This is a genomic window from Cryptosporangium arvum DSM 44712, from assembly GCF_000585375.1.
Classification (GTDB): domain Bacteria; phylum Actinomycetota; class Actinomycetes; order Mycobacteriales; family Cryptosporangiaceae; genus Cryptosporangium; species Cryptosporangium arvum.
The window spans coordinates 7,867,607-7,883,210 of record NZ_KK073874.1; the positions used below are offsets into that span (position 1 = coordinate 7,867,607).

Annotated in this window: 13 protein-coding genes; 6 read left to right on the forward strand and 7 right to left on the reverse strand. The window is 70.0% G+C overall.

The features are described from left to right. Positions 1-8 precede the first annotated feature (8 nt). Complete coding sequence (locus tag CRYAR_RS35835; RefSeq protein ID WP_035857633.1) at positions 9-1,193, reverse strand: RtcB family protein; 1,185 nt, start codon at positions 1,191-1,193, stop codon at positions 9-11. A 303-nt stretch (positions 1,194-1,496) separates the two neighbouring features. Between CRYAR_RS35835 and CRYAR_RS35840 the strand changes: the two genes are divergently transcribed. From CRYAR_RS35840 to CRYAR_RS35850, 3 genes are read left to right on the forward strand one after another with little or no spacing between them, the layout of a single operon-like run. Continuing rightward, positions 1,497-3,137 carry a fumarate hydratase gene (locus CRYAR_RS35840; RefSeq protein WP_035857635.1) on the forward strand — a complete coding sequence of 547 codons (1,641 nt, stop codon included), beginning with the start codon at positions 1,497-1,499 and terminating at the stop codon, positions 3,135-3,137. Between the two features lie 10 nt (positions 3,138-3,147). After that, positions 3,148-4,158, forward strand: a complete 1,011-nt coding sequence (locus tag CRYAR_RS35845; protein ID WP_051571380.1) for a winged helix DNA-binding domain-containing protein — start codon at positions 3,148-3,150, stop codon at positions 4,156-4,158. A 35-nt stretch (positions 4,159-4,193) separates the two neighbouring features. After that, positions 4,194-5,585, forward strand: coding sequence for a class II fumarate hydratase (locus tag CRYAR_RS35850; protein WP_035857637.1), 1,392 nt, complete (start codon positions 4,194-4,196; stop codon positions 5,583-5,585). A gap of 51 nt (positions 5,586-5,636) precedes the next feature. Here the strand turns inward: CRYAR_RS35850 and CRYAR_RS49240 are convergent, their stop codons facing one another. From CRYAR_RS49240 to CRYAR_RS35875, 5 genes are all read right to left on the reverse strand, one after another. Then, positions 5,637-6,824 carry an aggregation-promoting factor C-terminal-like domain-containing protein gene (locus CRYAR_RS49240; protein ID WP_051571381.1) on the reverse strand — a complete coding sequence of 396 codons (1,188 nt, stop codon included), beginning with the start codon at positions 6,822-6,824 and terminating at the stop codon, positions 5,637-5,639. A 412-nt stretch (positions 6,825-7,236) separates the two neighbouring features. After that, positions 7,237-7,995 (reverse strand): 3-oxoacyl-ACP reductase FabG, encoded by a 759-nt coding sequence (gene fabG, locus CRYAR_RS35860; RefSeq protein ID WP_035857639.1) that lies wholly within the window; start codon positions 7,993-7,995, stop codon positions 7,237-7,239. Between the two features lie 120 nt (positions 7,996-8,115). Continuing rightward, a complete protein-coding gene (gene phoH2, locus CRYAR_RS35865; protein ID WP_035857641.1) occupies positions 8,116-9,543 on the reverse strand; it encodes an RNA 5'-3' helicase PhoH2 in 1,428 nt (475 codons plus the stop codon). 255 nt (positions 9,544-9,798) lie between these two features. Continuing rightward, complete coding sequence (locus CRYAR_RS35870; protein ID WP_084701406.1) at positions 9,799-10,566, reverse strand: isoprenyl transferase; 768 nt, start codon at positions 10,564-10,566, stop codon at positions 9,799-9,801. 75 nt (positions 10,567-10,641) lie between these two features. Beyond that, complete coding sequence (locus tag CRYAR_RS35875; RefSeq protein ID WP_035857646.1) at positions 10,642-12,480, reverse strand: phosphoenolpyruvate carboxykinase (GTP); 1,839 nt, start codon at positions 12,478-12,480, stop codon at positions 10,642-10,644. Between the two features lie 415 nt (positions 12,481-12,895). On the opposite strand from CRYAR_RS35875, the gene trhA reads away from it, so the two are divergent. Further along, positions 12,896-13,516, forward strand: a complete 621-nt coding sequence (gene trhA, locus CRYAR_RS35880) for a PAQR family membrane homeostasis protein TrhA (protein ID WP_051572350.1) — start codon at positions 12,896-12,898, stop codon at positions 13,514-13,516. A 109-nt stretch (positions 13,517-13,625) separates the two neighbouring features. Here the strand turns inward: trhA and CRYAR_RS35885 are convergent, their stop codons facing one another. Further along, the gene (locus tag CRYAR_RS35885; protein WP_211247809.1) at positions 13,626-14,261 is read right to left on the reverse strand and encodes a hypothetical protein; all 636 of its coding nucleotides are present in this window, start codon (positions 14,259-14,261) and stop codon (positions 13,626-13,628) included. Positions 14,262-14,377: 116 nt separating this feature from the next. Here CRYAR_RS35885 and CRYAR_RS35890 point away from each other — a divergent pair, with 116 nt between their 5' ends. Beyond that, the gene (locus tag CRYAR_RS35890; RefSeq protein ID WP_035869176.1) at positions 14,378-15,133 is read left to right on the forward strand and encodes a TetR/AcrR family transcriptional regulator; all 756 of its coding nucleotides are present in this window, start codon (positions 14,378-14,380) and stop codon (positions 15,131-15,133) included. Continuing rightward, entirely contained in the window at positions 15,130-15,591 is a 462-nt protein-coding gene (locus CRYAR_RS35895) for a DUF6069 family protein (protein ID WP_051571383.1), read from the forward strand. Before CRYAR_RS35890 ends, CRYAR_RS35895 begins: the two co-directional genes overlap by 4 nt. Positions 15,592-15,604 lie beyond the last annotated feature (13 nt).

Consider the following 15,604-nt stretch of genomic DNA (forward strand, 5'->3'; position numbering starts at 1 on the left):
GCACTACTTCATCCCTTCACGCAGACGACCTGCTTGAGGTGGGCGACCACCTCGACCAGGTCGGTCTGCTGAGCCAGCACCTGCTCGACGTCCTTGTAGGCGCCGGGGATCTCGTCGACGACCCCGGCGTCCTTACGGCACTCGACGCCAGCGGTCTGGGCCGCGAGGTCGTCGGTCGTGAACGTCTTCTTCGCCTTCGCCCGGCTCATCCGTCGTCCCGCTCCGTGCGACGCGGAGTTGAACGCGTCCGCGTTCCCGCGGCCACGCACGATGTACGAACCGGTGCCCATCGAGCCCGGGATGATCCCGAGGTCGCCGGAGCCGGCCCGGATCGCGCCCTTGCGGGTCACGAGCAGGTCGACGCCGTCGTACTGCTCCTCGGACACGTAGTTGTGGTGGCACGAGATCGGCTCCTCGAACCCGACCTGCGGGAACGAGTTGCGCACGACCTGCTGGAACAGGCCGAGCATCAGCGCGCGGTTGCGCCGTGCGTACTCCTGCGCCCAGTACAGATCGCGCCGGTAGGCGTCCATCTCCGGGGTGTTCGCGAGGAACACCGCCAGGTCACGGTCGGGCAGGTCGGCGTTGTGCGGAAGCTTGCGCGCGACCGCGATGTGCCGTTCCGCGAGCTCCTTGCCGATGTTGCGTGAACCGCTGTGCAGCATCAGCCAGACCCGGCCCTCCGTGTCGAGGCAGACCTCGAGGAAGTGGTTACCGCCGCCGAGTGTGCCCAGCTGCTTGCCGGCCCGTGCGCGCAGCGAGCTGACCCCGGAGTGCAGACCGTCGAAGCCCTTCCAGAACGCGTCCAGACCCTTCGTGTCGACGCCGCGGACACGCCGCGGGTCGAGCTGGTCGTCGTGCGTGTGGAAGCCGACCGGGATCGCGTCCTCGACCGCGCGACGCAGCGGCCCGAGGTCGTCCGGCAGGTCCTCGGCGGTCAGCGAGGTGCGCACCGCGGACATGCCGCAACCGATGTCGACGCCGACCGCGGCCGGCGAGACGGCCTGGCGCATCGCGATCACCGAACCGACGGTCGCGCCCTTGCCGAAGTGCACGTCGGGCATGACCGCGACGCCCTCGACCCAGGGCAGCGAACCGATGTTGCGGAGCTGCTTGGCGGCCTCCGGCTCGATCGTGTTCGGATCGGTCCAGACCTTGACCGGTGCCCGCGTTCCGGGCAGCAACGAGTACATGAGTTCTCCTTCGAAAAAAAGGGGGGACGCCGGGGAGCCGGGCGTCGGCGGCGATGCAGCTCGAGGAGCTCAGGACCTGCCGGGGCGCGCGAGGCAGCCCACGGCCGGGGCGTAGCTGCCCCCGGTACCGGTCGGCTGTCGCATGGCGCGGGCTCCTTCAGTCAGGTCGATGGGATCAGTGTGCTGGCCGAGGCCGCTGGGCCGCGAACGATTTATGACGCGCGGGTGGTACAGCTCACCTCAGATCGGGCAGGGCGCGGGATTAATCTTGCGGCAACTCCCCAACGCCGTGAGGTCTCATCGATGCCTGACTTCCGCTACTCGGATCTGCTCCCGCTCGGGCCGGACGAAACGCAGTACCGGCTGCTGACGTCGGACGGGGTGGAGGCCCGTGACGGGTTCCTCCACGTGGCTCCGGAGGCGCTGACCACGCTCACCAGGGCCGCGATGCGCGACATCGCCCACCTGCTCCGCCCGGCTCACCTGCAGCAGCTGCGCAACATCCTGGACGACCCGGAGGCCTCCGGCAACGACCGGTTCGTCGCGCTCGACCTGCTGAAGAACGCCAACATCGCGGCCGGCGGCGTCCTGCCGATGTGCCAGGACACCGGCACCGCGATCGTCATGGGCAAGAAGGGCGAGCGGGTCCTCACCGGCGGCGGCCAGATCGACGGCGAGGCGATCAGCCGCGGTGTCTACGACGCCTACACCGAGCTGAACCTGCGGTACTCGCAGCTCGCGCCGCTGACGATGTGGGACGAGAAGAACACCGGTTCCAACCTGCCGGCGCAGGTGGAGCTGTACGCCGACGGGAAGCCGAACGAGTACAAGTTCCTGTTCATGGCCAAGGGCGGCGGCTCGGCGAACAAGAGTTTCCTTTACCAGGAGACCAAGGCCGTCCTGAACCCCACCCGCATGATGCAGTTCCTGGAGGAGAAGCTCCGGTCGCTCGGCACCGCGGCCTGCCCGCCGTACCACCTGGCGATCGTCGTGGGTGGCACCAGCGCCGAGTACGCGCTGAAGACCGCGAAGTACGCGAGCGCGAAGTACCTGGATTCCCTGCCGACCGAGGGGTCGCTCGCCGCCCACGGTTTCCGGGACATCGAGCTGGAGTGGCAGGTGCTCGAGCTGACCCGGAAGTTCGGGATCGGCGCCCAGTTCGGCGGCAAGTACTTCTGCCACGACGTCCGGGTCGTCCGGCTCCCGCGCCACGGCGCCTCCTGCCCGGTGGCGATCGCGGTGTCGTGCTCGGCCGACCGGCAGGCGCTGGGCAAGATCACCGCCGAGGGCGTGTTCCTGGAGCAGCTCGAGACCGACCCGGCGCAGTACCTGCCCGAGACCACGCACGACGACCTCGATTCCGACGTCGTGCAGATCGATCTGAACCGGCCGATGTCGGAGATCCGCGCGGAGTTGTCGCGCTACCCGGTGAAGACCCGGTTGTCGCTGACCGGGCCGCTCGTCGTCGCGCGGGACATCGCGCACGCGAAGATCGCGGAGCGGTTGGACGCCGGCGAACCGATGCCGCAGTACCTGCGTGACCACGCGGTGTACTACGCCGGGCCGGCGAAGACGCCGGACGGGTACGCGTCCGGGTCGTTCGGGCCGACCACCGCGGGCCGGATGGACTCCTACGTCGAGAAGTTCCAGGCGGCCGGCGGGTCGCTGGTCATGCTGGCCAAGGGCAACCGTTCGAAGCAGGTGACCGACGCGTGCCACGCGCACGGCGGGTTCTACCTGGGCTCGATCGGCGGCCCCGCGGCGCGGCTCGCGCAGGACTGCATCACCCACGTCGAGGTGCTCGAGTACCAGGAGCTGGGGATGGAAGCGGTCTGGAAGATCGAGGTCCGCGACTTCCCCGCGTTCATCGTGGTCGACGACAAGGGCGAGGACTTCTTCGCCGACACCACCAAGCCCGTCCTGACCATCGGCACGCGTCCCTGACCCGATCCCCATGATGCGACCGGGGGCACTCGCCGGACGAACGGCGTCGCAGTTGTTGGCGGCGCCGCGGGCGACGTCGGTGGCCGAGGTCGTCGAGCGGATCGGGGCACTGCAGGCCCAGGATCTGTCGGCGACCGCGCTCGCGGTGCGGGCGCGGTCGTCCGGGCTGACCGCGGATTCACTCGGCCTTGACGGGCCCGAGTACGTCCGCACCTGGCTGATGCGCGGAACGCTGCACCTGGTGGCGGCCGCGGACGCCGGCTGGATGCTCGGCCTGCTCGGGCCGATCAACCGGGCCAAGGGGGCGCGCCGGCGGGCTCAGCTGGGCCTGGACGACGCGGTGTGTTCCCGCGCCGTGGCGGCGCTGCCGGAGGTGCTCGGCGACGGGCCGCTCGGCCGCGCCGAGGTGGTCGCGAGGCTGGCTTCCGCCGGCGTGGTGATCGGCCCGGGCCAGGCCGCGCCCCACCTGCTGGCCTACGCGGCCTCGCTGGGAGTTCTGGCGCTCGGCCCCGAGGTCGCCCGCGGCAAGGCGAGCTACCGTCTGCTCGACCCCGCACCGCCGCCGACGGCCGACGCCGCCGCCGAACTGGCGCGCCGCTACCTCGTCGGACATCAGCCGGCCGGATGGGCGGACTTCGCGGCCTGGTCGGGCCTCGGCCTCCGCCGGGCCGAGGCGGCCTTCGCCGCGCTCGACGAGCCGCCGCGGCCCCCACGTCTCCCGGCCGGGTCGTCGGTGCGGCTGGTGGGCCACTTCGATCCGTATCTCCTGGGCTACGCCGACAAGACGGCCGCCGTACCGAGCGGGTACGTGAGCCGGGTCCGCACCGGCGGCGGTTTCGTCACCCCGACCGTGCTCGTCGACGGGACGGCCGTGGCCACCTGGCGCCGGAACGGTTCCGCCCTGTCGGTGGAGCCGTTCACCCCGCTGGACGAACCCACCCGGGCCGCCGTCGAGGCCGAAGCCGCCGACCTCTCCCGGTTCCTGGCCACGCCGATCAGCAAAATTCACACCGGCCCGTAGCAGCGGAGCCGCCGAGCACGGCGTAGGTATGAGGTATGAGCGAGAGCGAATACCGGATCGAGCACGACACGATGGGTGAGGTCAAGGTGCCCGCCGCGGCGAAGTGGCGCGCCCAGACCCAACGCGCGGTGGAGAACTTCCCGATCTCGGGCACTCCGATCGAACCGGCGCTGATCGCCGCGCTCGGCCGGATCAAGGCCTCCGCCGCCCGCGTCAACGCCGCGCTCGGCGTGATCGACGGGGACCTCGCCGAGGCGATCGCGGCCGCTGCCGAGGAGGTGGCGACCGGCGTCCACGACGCGGAGTTCCCGGTCGACGTGTTCCAGACCGGCTCCGGCACGTCGAGCAACATGAACACGAACGAGGTGATCGCCACCCTCGCCACCGAGCGGCTCGGCCGACCGGTCCACCCGAACGACCACGTCAACGCGTCCCAGTCGTCGAACGACGTGTTCCCGTCGTCGATCCACCTGGCGGCCACCGGCGCGGTCTCCGACGAGCTGATCCCCGCGCTCGAGCACCTGGCCGCTTCGTTGCGTCGCAAACAGACCGAGTTCGCCGACGTCGTGAAGGCCGGCCGCACCCACCTGATGGACGCCACCCCGGTCACCCTCGGGCAGGAGTTCGGCGGTTACGCGACCCAGGTCGAGCTCGGCGTCGAGCGGCTGCACGCCGCGCTCCCGCGGCTGGCCGAACTGCCGCTCGGCGGCACCGCGGTCGGCACCGGAATCAACACGCCGCCGGGGTTCGCCGCCCAGGTGATCGCCGACCTCGCGACCCGCACCGGCCTGCCGGTCACCGAGGCCCGCGACCACTTCGAGGCGCAGGGGGCCCGCGACGGTCTGGTCGAGGCCTCCGGCCAGCTCCGCACGATCGCCGTCGGCCTGGTGAAGATCGCGAACGACCTGCGCTGGATGGGGTCGGGGCCGCGTGCGGGCCTGGCCGAGATCGCGCTGCCCGACCTGCAGCCGGGCTCGTCGATCATGCCCGGCAAGGTGAACCCGGTCATCCCGGAGGCGGTCGCGCAGGTCGCGGCCCAGGTCATCGGCAACGACGCCACGGTGACGTTCGCCGGCGCGTCCGGGTCGTTCGAGCTCAACGTCATGCTGCCGGTGCTGGCCCGCAACGTGCTGGAGTCGGTGCGCCTGCTGACGAACGTGTCACGCCTGCTGGCCGACCGCTGCGTCGACGGCATCGTGGCGAACGTCGAGCGGCTCCGCGAGTACGCCGAGTCGTCGCCGTCGATCGTCACGCCGCTCAACAAGTACATCGGCTACGAGGAGGCGGCGGCGATCGCGAAGCAGGCCCTCAAGGAGCGCAAGACGATCCGCGAGGTCGTGATCGAGCGGGGCCACGTCAAGGACGGGAAGCTCACCGAGCAGGAGCTGGACGCCGCACTCGACGTGCTGTCGATGACCCGGCCGTAGGAACGGGGAAGGCCCGCCTCGCTCTTCGCGGGGCGGGCCTTTCCGAACCGCTCAGTACCAGCCGGTGGACTGCGAGTGCGACCACGCGCCGCACGGCGTCGAGTACCGACCCTTGATGTAGCCCAGACCCCAGCGGATCTGCGTGGCCGGGTTCGTGCGGTAGTCGCTGGCGACCGACGCCATCTTGTTGGCGGGCAGCGCCTGCGGGATGCCGAACGCACCCGACGAGGGGTTCGTAGCGCCCTCCCGCCAGTTGCTCTCCTTGTCCCACAGCTTCTCCAGGCAGCTCATCTGGCTGGTGGCGAAGCCGAACTCGCTCAACAGCGAGCAGCCGGTCTTCTTGTTGCCGCTGAAGGAACCGCAGTCCGCGGGTCCCTCGGGCACCGGGTCGCCGCTGCTCCCACTCGACGAGGACGAGGACGACGAAGAGGACGAGGACGACGAGGGCGGTGCCGCGGCCTTCCGCGCCTCGCTCCGGGACGCGCGCTGGTCCTCGGCGCTCTCGGCCTGCTTGGCGGCCGACTTCTGAGCCGCCGCGGCCTTGTTCGTCGCGCGCGACTTGGCGGCGTCGACCGCTTCGTCCTGCTCTTGCTGGGCCTGCTGCTGCGCGGCCTGCTGTTCCTGTGCGGCAGCGGCGTCGGCGGACGGGTCCACCGGCGCGTCGGCGACCGGCGCGTCGGCCTGCAACTCCTCCTTGACCTGGACGGTATCCGGGTCGGCATCGTCGAGCACCGTCACCGCGACGCCGATCGCCGCGGAGAACACGAGCACCAGAACCGCGGCGATCCGCAGCACCAGGTGCTTGCGCGGTAACGACCGCTTCGCCGCCGGGGGCGCCTCGACCGCGAGATCCGGGGTCTCGTCAGCGGGGCGACGCTGTTCCGGAACACGCTGGTCGGGATAGCCGGGAAGCTGGCGGTCAGGAAACCCGCGATCGGGAAGCTCGCGGTCAGGATGGCGGTACGGGACACCGGCGGCGGCGCTCAGTGCGTCCGCGTCCCAGGCGCTGCCTTCGCCGCGCCGGGAGGAGCCGGCCCACCAGTCGACCGGAGTCGCATCGGTGGGCGCCTCGTACGAGGCGAGGTCTTCGAAGGATTCCGAACGCCGCCGACGAGGCTTCCAGTCGACCGGGCGTTCGTATACGTACTGCGTGGCGTCGGCGTCATCGTGCGAGTGCCGACCCCGTCTGGATAACTCGGGGTTTTCTCGGTCGGTTTCTCGGTCGTCGAGATACGTCATCCTCGGCGACCCGCCTCCCGCCCGCCGTCCCGGTCGACCGCGATCGATCCGGCCCTCCCGGCACCGGCCAGAAGGGAAAATCCCGGCGCTGTCGTCTGGGTCGCACTCGGCAGCGCTGTAGTCATGAGCACCTCTCGCGTCAGGTCTCGCCTCGGGCCCCATCTGCCCGGGAGCTCGTCCGTCGCCCCTTGCACACTTCGACCGAACGTACCCGCGCCCTTGTCGCGCACCCCGCCGCTGTGGCCATCGCTATACGTCTCTTACTGCTGGCTTAACAGTCCGTGGCGAGACCTCGTCAACTTCATGCGTTAGCGCCCGGTTTCGGGACCCGGGCCGAGGCGTTGAGTGACCTGCCTCACCACGCAAAGGGGCTCCCCGCATGGCGGGGAGCCCCGGAAAGCCTACGAAACGGTCAGGCGCGCGGGCCGCCCGCGACGTAGATGACCTGCCCGGAAACGAACGACGCGTCGTCGCTGACCAGGAACGACACGACGCCGGCGATGTCCTCCGGCTGACCCGGCCGACCGACCGGGATCTGCGAAGCCGCCGCCTTGATGAAGTCGTCGAACGGCACGCCGACGCGCTCCGCGGTGGCCGCCGTCATGTCGGTCTGGATGAAGCCCGGCGCGATAGCGTTCGCGGTGACGCCGTAGCGGCCGAGTTCGATCGCCAGCGTCTTCGTGAAGCCCTGCAGACCGGCCTTCGCGGTGGAGTAGTTGGCCTGGCCCCGGTTGCCGAGCGCGGACGTGCTCGACAGGTTGACGATCCGGCCCCACTTCGCCTCGACCTGGAACTTCTGCACGGCCCGCGACATCAGGAACGCACCGCGCAGGTGCACGCCCATGACCGCGTCCCAGTCACCGTCGGACATCTTGAAGATGAGGTTGTCACGCAGGATGCCGGCGTTGTTCACCAGCACGGTGGGCGCGCCCAGGCCGTCGACGACCTGCTGGATGCCCGCCGTCACCGCGTCGGCGTCACTGACGTCGGCGCCGACCGCGATCGCCGTGCCGCCGGCGGTCGTGATCGCCTCGACCGTGTCCTTGCCGGCGTCCGCGTCGAGATCGACGACGCCGACTGCGAACCCGTCGCGGGCCAGGCGGATCGCCGTGGCCGCCCCGATCCCCCGCGCCGCACCCGTCACGATGGCTACTCGCTGCGAACCGCTCACGCTTCCTCCTCGGGCATGCAGACTCCTAAACAGTCAGCCTTGACCGTCACCTTACCGACGAGTACCCACGACGAATCGGGGCTATGGCGCGCGCCATAGCCCCGATTCGTCGATCAGCTGTTAATGCGGCAGGTCTTCCAGCATTTCGGTGACCAGCGCGGCGATCGGCGAGCGCTCGGAGCGCGTCAGCGTCACGTGCGCGAACAGCGGATGCCCCTTCAGGGTCTCCACCACCGCCGCGACACCGTCGTGGCGCCCGACCCGGAGGTTGTCCCGCTGGGCGACGTCGTGGGTCAGCACGACCCGCGAGTTCGCGCCGACCCGCGAGAGCACGGTCAGCAGGACGCCCCGCTCCAACGACTGCGCCTCGTCGACGATCACGAACGCGTCGTGCAGCGACCGGCCGCGGATGTGGGTCAACGGCAGCACCTCGAGCAGTCCTCGACCCATCACCTCCTCGACGACCTGGTCGCTGACCAGCGCGCCGAGCGTGTCGAAGACCGCCTGTCCCCAGGGGCTCATCTTCTCGGCCTCGCTGCCCGGCAGATAGCCGAGTTCCTGGCCGCCCACGGCATAGAGCGGACGGAACACCACGACCTTCTTGTGGGCGCGCCGCTCCATCACCTGCTCGAGGCCGGCACAGAGCGCCAGCGCCGACTTGCCGGTGCCGGCGCGACCGCCGAGCGACACGATGCCGACCTCGTCGTCGAGCAGCAGGTCGAGCGCGACGCGCTGTTCGGCCGAGCGACCGTGCAGGCCGAACGCGTCCCGGTCACCGCGGACGAGACGCACGGTCTTGTCCGGGCGGACCCGGGCCAGCGCCGAGCCGCGGCCGGAGTGCAGCACCAGACCGGTGTGGCACGGCAGGCCCTGCGCCGCCGCCAGATCGATCGACTCCTCACCGTAGAGGCGAGCCATCTCCTCGTCGCTGATGTCGACATCGACCATGCCGGTCCACGGCCGTTCGGCCACCGACACCATCTCGGCGCGGTACTCGTCGGCGTTCAGGCCGACCGCACCGGCCTTGACCCGCAGCGGCACGTCCTTGGTCACCAGGACCACGTCCGCGCCGTCGGCGGCCAGGTTCAACGCCACCGCGAGGATCCGGGCGTCGTTGGTCTCGGCGCGGAACCCGATCGGCAGGTTGTCGGTCGAAACGTGGTTCAGCTCGATGCGCAGGAAGCCACCGGCCTCGTTGACCGGCACCGGCACGTCCAGGCGGCCGTAACGAACCCGCAGGTCGTCGAGCATGCGCAGCGTCTGCCGGGCGAACCAGCCCAGCTCCGGGTGGTGCCGCTTGCCCTCGAGTTCGGTGATGACGACGAGCGGAAGGACTACCTCGTGCTCCGCGAACCGCCCGAGCGCACCCGGGTCGGAGAGGAGAACGGAGGTGTCGAGGACGTACACCGTCTTAGCTGGGTGGCCCTCCGCACGCGGCGCCCGCTCACGCGAACGCTTGGTAGCGGAGTCCGAAGCGGACGGTGCCTCCACGGGCGCGACGACCTCGTCAGGTACGAAGTCGTTTTCTGAGGTACGACGATCGGACATGAGGTGCTCCTGGTCCCGTGGGCGCGCACCCGTGCGCCCACTGGCTCGCCGGATCCGGTACCCGCCCCACGGGGCCGGGTGCCGGCCCCGCGACGAAGACAACCGATCGAGGTATCAACGCCTGGGCCTCCCGGGTGGGATCGAGAACCCCACCGGAATCAAAGCTACGCCTTCCTCACGGCTTCCGGCGCTGTATCGCCCAGATCCGCCGTACCAGTGTGTGAACATCACGTAACCGGACAGGATCGGAAGCGGTCAGACCCCAAACCGTCGATTGCGCCGCGCGTAGTCACGCAGCGCCCGCAAGAAGTCGGTCCGACGGAAGTCGGGCCAGTGCGCGTCGCAGAAGTAGAACTCCGAGTGGGCGCTCTGCCAGAGCAGGAACCCGGAGAGCCGCTGCTCCCCCGACGTGCGGATGACCAGGTCGGGGTCGGGCTGGCCCTTGGTGTAGAGGTGCTCGGCGATGTGATCGACGTCGATCACCTCGGCCAGCTCCTCGATGCGGGTGCCGAGGCCGGCGTGCTCGTGCAGCAGCGACCGCACCGCGTCGGCGATCTCGCGCCGGCCGCCGTAGCCGACCGCGATGTTCACCGACATCCCGGTCCGGCCGTGGGTGCGCTCGGCGGCGTCCTTCAACACCCGCGCGGTGTCGGATGGCAGGAGGTCCAGCGCGCCCACCATCCGCAGGCGCCACGGTTGAGCGTCGGCCGCGAGATCGGTGGCGACCCCTTCGATGATGCGGAGCAGCGGTGCGAGCTCGCTCTCCGGCCGGGTCAGGTTGTCGGTGGAGAGAAGCCAGAGCGTCACGACCTCGACGCCCTGATCCGCGCACCAGCCGAGGACGTTCTCGATCTTCCGGGCACCGACGTGGTGCCCTTCGTTCGGGTCGTCGAACCCGGCCTCGCGTGCCCAGCGCCGATTGCCGTCGAGGATCACCCCGACGTGCCGAGGGCGCGGTTTACCGGTCAGCTCGCGGACTAGCCGCCGCTCGTAAAGGGAGTAGATGACATCCCGAACAGCCACCCCGGCAGGGTACGCCTCAGAACGGGGCACTTGGAACGGCCCGGTCGGCCGAGGCCGACCGGGCACCACTACTAACTACTGCACGCCCAGTTTCGTCTTCAGCACGTCGAGTTCCGACCACAGAACGCCAGGAAGCTTGTCACCGAACTTCTCGAACCATTCGGTGACCTGCGGGATTTCCGCCTTCCACTCCTCCGGGTCGACGGCGAGCGCCGCCGCGACCTGCTCCTCGGTGAGGGCGAGCCCGGTGACGTCGAGCGACCCCGGCGCCGGCACGTGACCGATCGGCGTGTCCACCGCGTCGGCCTTGCCCTGGATCCGCTCGATGACCCACTTCAGCACCCGGCTGTTCTCGCCGAAGCCCGGCCAGAGGAAACCACCGTCGGCGTCGCGCCGGAACCAGTTCACGTAGAAGATCTTCGGGAGCTTGGAGGCGTCGCCGGTCGGGCCGCCCTTGCCCATCTCGATCCAGTGGCGGAAGTAGTCGCCGCCGTTGTAGCCGATGAACGGCAGCATCGCCATCGGGTCGCGGCGCACGACGCCGACCGCGCCGGCCGCCGCCGCCGTGGTCTCCGAGGAGAGCGTGGCCCCGAGGTAGACGCCGTGGTTCCAGTCGCGGGCCTCGCTGACCAGCGGGATCGTCGTCTTGCGGCGGCCGCCGAAGAGGATCGCCGAGATCGGGACGCCCTTCGGGTCCTCCCACTCGGGCGCGATGATCGGGCACTGCCCGGCCGGTGTGCAGAAGCGGGAGTTCGGGTGCGACGAGGGCTCGTCGGAGTCCGGCGTCCAGTCGCGACCCTTCCAGTCGGTCAGGTGCGCCGGGGGTTCGGAGGTCATGCCCTCCCACCACACGTCACCGTCGTCGGTGAGCGCGACGTTCGTGAAGAGCGAGTTGCCGCGGTCGATCGTCCGCATCGCGTTGGCGTTGGTGTGCCAGCCGGTGCCCGGAGCGACGCCGAAGAAGCCGAACTCGGGGTTGAGCGCGTAGAGGCGGCCGTCCTCGCCGAAGCGCATCCAGGCGATGTCGTCGCCGAGCACCTCGACCTTCCAGCCGGGGATCGTCGGCTCGAGCATCGCGAGGTTGGTCTTGCCGCACGCCGACGGGAACGCGGCGGCGACGTAGTTCACCTCGCCCTGCGGGTCGGTGAGCTTGAGGATCAGCATGTGCTCGGCGAGCCAGCCCTCGTCCCGCGCCATCACGCTGGCGATCCGCAGCGAGAAGCACTTCTTGCCGAGCAGCGAGTTGCCGCCGTACCCGGAGCCGTAGCTCCAGATCATCCGCTCCTCCGGGAACTGGACGATGTACTTCTCCGGGTTGCACGGCCAGGCCACGTCGTCCTGGCCCGGCTCGAGCGGCGCGCCGATCGAGTGCAGCGCGGGCACGAACGTCGCGTCGTCGCCCATCTTCTCGAGCACGTCGGTGCCCATCCGCGTCATGATCCGCATGCTCGTGACGACGTACGCGGAGTCGGTGATCTCGACGCCGAACATCGGCTCGGCCGCGGTGAGCGGACCCATGCAGAACGGAATGACGTACATGGTCCGGCCCCGCATGCACCCCCGGTACAGGCCGGTCATGATCGTCTTCATCTCGGCCGGGTCCATCCAGTTGTTCGTCGGACCGGCGTCGTTCGGGTCGACCGAACAGATGAAGGTGCGCTCCTCGACCCGAGCCACGTCCGACGGATCGGTGCGGGCCCAGAACGAGTTCGGTTTTTTCTTCGGATCGAGGCGGACCAGGGTGCCGCCGTCGACCAGTTCGTCGGTCAGGCGGACCCACTCGTCGTCGGATCCGTCGACCCAGACGACCCGATCCGGGGTGGTGAGCTCGGCGGTTTCACGCACCCAGGTGAGCAGTTCCTGGTGCGCGGTCGGGGCATCGGCCAGGCCGGGAATCGCGGTGGGGGCTGACATCGGATCACTCCTCGGATGGGCGCACGATGACCAAGTCCCGACCGTTCGCCGAAAACACAAATAGACCGCGCATCGGCGGGTTCCGGTCGGGGTTTCCCGTCAGCCTAAACCCGGCATCGCGGCCCGACGGGCGTCCGCATTGTGAGAACTCGCATAGGGAACGATTCAGTCGCGCAAGCCCATGAGCAGTCCGTTCACCGTCGTGAAGCCGAGGTTTCATCAGCTTTGACGCATGCACAGCGCGCGCTCACGCCAACCAAACCTACGGTGGCGTAACCTCGGAAGCGTGCCAAGCGATGAGAGTCTGCAAACGGACAACCTCGCGGCCGCCGGAGTGACGATCACGGACGTCGCAGAGGAGACGGCCGACGGTTCGCCGGTCCTGCTGAGCCGCGATCCCCTGGGCCGGCCGCGCATGCGTGGTTGGCTGCACGTCTACGCGTTCGGCGTCGCTGCGGTCTGCGGCATCGTGCTCTGCAGCATCGCCGCCGCCCGCCCGGGGTGGTCCTACTTCTACGGGTGCCTCGTGTACAGCCTCACCGTGTGCGGGCTGTTCGGTACGAGCGCGCTGTACCACCGCCGGATCTGGGGTCCGCGGGGCTACGCCACGATGAAGCGTCTCGACCATTCGATGATCTTCATTTTCATCGCCGGGACCTACACCCCCTTCTGTTTGTTCCTGCTCGAACCGCCGAAAGCCGACTGGCTGCTCGCGGTCGTCTGGATCGGCGCCGCGGCCGGCGTCGCGCTGAAGATGGTGTGGCCGAAGGCGCCGAAGTGGCTAGGAACGCCGCTGTACATCGCGCTCGGCTGGATCGCGGTGCTGGTGCTGCCGGAGATCGGGCACGCCAGCGTCACCGCACTGGTGCTGCTCGCCGTCGGCGGCGTGATCTATTCGGTCGGCGCGGTGTTCTACGCCGTCGGCTGGCCGAACCCGTGGCCACGCACGTTCGGCCATCACGAGTTCTTCCACGCCTGCACGCTGGTGGCCGCGGTCTGCCACCACATCGCGATCTACTTCGCGGTCTTCGCCTAATTTCTGTCGCGATTGCACAGAAGGCCGACCCTGAACCGGGGTCGGCCTTCTGTGTACTACCTGTTTCGACGCTGAGCGCCGGCACGTCGTCGGCGCGGTGAGGTATCCCTCAGTGGGTGACCTCGGGATCGTCCGTGTCCGGGCCGGCAGGTTTCGCGTCGGCGTTCGCGTCGTCCGCGGTGCCGGCGTCCGGCCCGGCGGCACGGACCCGATCGACCTCGCTCATCGCCGAGCGGAGCTGATCGAGCCAGTTGTCGGCGTTGCGCCCCACGAGCCGTACGCACCACGACAGTGCGTCCGACCGGGACCGCGCCACCCCCGCGTCGACGAGCGTGTCGAGCACCTGGCGCTCGGGCTGCCGTAGCCGGGTCATCACCGGGGCCGAGTGGGTGGTGAACAGCTCGCGCGTCCCACCGGCGACGGCGCCCCACGAGACCTTGCGGCCGTAGCGGTGCTCACCCTCGCGGGCGACCCGGATCCGCGCGTCGCGCGTTTCCTCCCGGAACCTCGCGATCAGGCCGGCCTCGTGGCCGGCCTTGTCGGCGTCCGACGCGTCGGACACGTGCTGGATCGGCAGCGTGCCCACGACCAGGATCTCATCCCGGTCGACCTGTACCTCCGGTGCGCCGGTGAACCATCCGGTCGGGAGGCGCCCGGCGAACCAGGCGGGTGCGTCCTCGGCCGGGGGGAGGTCGGCCTGTTGCCAGCCGCCCGATCGCCCGAACCCTCTTCCTTGTCCGCGCATCTCCGCCTCCTTCAAGCGTTGCACTGATTACAGCATTACACGCTCACGTGATTGCGGCCAGATCCCGCTGACAACTCGGCTTGAATGAGTGAGGCCTCACTCATATGATGGCCGGCATGACACCTCCGGAACGCCGACGCGCGTCGGCCCTCAGTCCTGAACAACGCCGCGAGACGATCGTGCGCGCCGCCCTTCCCCTCGTCGCCGAGCGCGGTGCCGCGGTGACCACGGCCGAGGTCGCCCGGGCGGCCGGGATCGCGGAGGGCACGATCTTCCGGGTCTTCCCCGACAAGAACGCTCTGCTCGACGCGGTGGTGGTGGAGGTTCTGCGCCCGGATCACGTGATCGCCGAGCTCGAGTCGATCGACCTGGATCAGCCCTTGGCGGTACGCCTCACCGAAGCCGGCGAGGCACTGGCCGCCCACTTGATGCGGCTGGGCGCGGTGCTGGGCACCCTGCACGCCACGGGTCGCCCCCTCGAACGCCATTCGGGCGCCCCCGCCGACGAGCCCGCCCGAACCGGCACCGCAGACGGTGCGGGCGCGGGTGGGAATGCTCGCCCGGGGGCTGGGCCGGCGGAGTACTTCGAGCGGGCCGACAGCACCCGGGCCGCCGCCGCCCGGCGGGATCCGACACGCGGGCGGAGCCTCAGCCGCGACGAGAGCCAAGCGGCGACGAACGCCGCGGTCGCGGAGCTGTTCGAGCCGGAGCGCGAACACCTCCGAATCACCCCGGACGAGGCCGCCGGGGTCTTCCTCAGCCTGCTGTTCGCCCGGGGCCGCCAACCCCGACCGGCCGCCGACCTGGAGACCACCGTCGACGTCTTCCTCTACGGCGCCCTCGACGTGCCGGCCCCGGGCCCCCGCCCGTGAGCCGGGCCGGAACCCGGGCGCTCGCGGTGCTGGGCTCGACCGCCGCCGCCGTCGCCGGTTGGGTCGTGATCGGCCCGATCGCGGGCGCCGACCTCGTGGTGGAGGGCAACAACGGCCGCACGATCACGGTCGGCGTCGGCGCCGTGATCTTCCTGTCGGTGCTGGCCGGGCTCGTCGCCTGGGCCCTGCTCGCGCTGCTCGAACGATTCACGAGCCGTGCCCGCCCGATCTGGGTCGCGCTCGCCGCCGTCGGACTGCTGCTGAGCTTCGCCCCACTCACCGGTTCGGAGGCGAGCACCGGCACACGCGTCGGCCTGGGACTCCTGCACGTCCTGGTCGCCGCGATCCTCGTCCCCGTGATGTGGCGTTCCGGTGCGCCGCGCGCCCGGCAACTCACCGGGCCTACGACGGGTCCCCGGGCCTACGACGCTCGAGACGAGCCCGAGAAGGCGTCGTAGGCCCGGGTTCGCG

Coding starts and splice junctions, on each gene's coding strand:
- CRYAR_RS35835 (WP_035857633.1), bottom strand. CDS start 1,193: ATGTACTCGTTGCTGCCCGGAACGCGGGCACCGGTCAAGGTCTGGACC.
- CRYAR_RS35840 (WP_035857635.1), top strand. CDS start 1,497: ATGCCTGACTTCCGCTACTCGGATCTGCTCCCGCTCGGGCCGGACGAA.
- CRYAR_RS35845 (WP_051571380.1), top strand. CDS start 3,148: ATGATGCGACCGGGGGCACTCGCCGGACGAACGGCGTCGCAGTTGTTG.
- CRYAR_RS35850 (WP_035857637.1), top strand. CDS start 4,194: ATGAGCGAGAGCGAATACCGGATCGAGCACGACACGATGGGTGAGGTC.
- CRYAR_RS49240 (WP_051571381.1), bottom strand. CDS start 6,824: ATGACGTATCTCGACGACCGAGAAACCGACCGAGAAAACCCCGAGTTA.
- phoH2 (WP_035857641.1), bottom strand. CDS start 9,543: ATGTCCGATCGTCGTACCTCAGAAAACGACTTCGTACCTGACGAGGTC.
- CRYAR_RS35875 (WP_035857646.1), bottom strand. CDS start 12,480: ATGTCAGCCCCCACCGCGATTCCCGGCCTGGCCGATGCCCCGACCGCG.
- trhA (WP_051572350.1), top strand. CDS start 12,896: ATGCGTGGTTGGCTGCACGTCTACGCGTTCGGCGTCGCTGCGGTCTGC.
- CRYAR_RS35885 (WP_211247809.1), bottom strand. CDS start 14,261: ATGCGCGGACAAGGAAGAGGGTTCGGGCGATCGGGCGGCTGGCAACAG.
- CRYAR_RS35890 (WP_035869176.1), top strand. CDS start 14,378: ATGACACCTCCGGAACGCCGACGCGCGTCGGCCCTCAGTCCTGAACAA.